The sequence below is a fragment of the Bacillus sp. LR--39 genome, assembly GCF_053613335.1.
In genome coordinates, this window is sequence record NZ_JBSIOT010001013.1 from 1 (window position 1) to 656 (window position 656).

The 656-nt window shown below is 51.5% G+C and carries 1 protein-coding gene; it reads left to right on the forward strand.

Annotated elements, in window-relative coordinates:
- The coding region (locus ACWHAR_RS28120; protein ID WP_452088574.1) for a dicarboxylate/amino acid:cation symporter at window positions 1-656 on the forward strand (656 nt) is incomplete at both ends.

Genomic DNA, 656 nt, shown 5'->3' on the forward strand with positions numbered 1-656 from the left:
ATTCCGACAAACCCGGTTCAGGCAATGGCTGAAGGAAATATGCTGCAAATCATTGCTTTCTCCATTTTGGTCGGTCTCGGAATTACGATGCTGGGCAAAAAAGCGGACGCTCTTCTCAAAGTGGTTGAACAGGGTAACGATCTGATGATGTACCTGGTCAATCTTGTCATGAAGTTCGCGCCGTACGGTACGTTCGGCTTGATTGCCGGGGCAATCGGAAGCCAGGGCTGGGACGCCATTAAAGCAATGGGGCTTTATATGATCGTCGTTATTCTGGCGCTGTTCATTCATACCATCGTCACATACGGCGCAGCGATTGCGCTTCTGGCAAAGCGGAACCCGCTCACATTCTTTAAAGATTTTTCAGAGGTTATGCTTGTTGCCTTCAGTACGTCCAGCAGCAACGCGACGCTTCCGGTTTCGATGGATGTCGCTCAAAGAAAGCTGAAAGTTCCAGAGCCGATCTCAAGCTTTGTCCAGCCGCTCGGAGCTACGATCAACATGGACGGAACGGCGATCATGCAAGGGGTGGCAACAGTCTTTATCGCTCAGGTGTACGGCAATGACCTGTCGCTCACACAGCTGTTGATGGTTGTTCTCACGGCAGTGCTTGCCAGCATCGGAACAGCGGGTGTTCCGGGTGTCGGACTCATTAT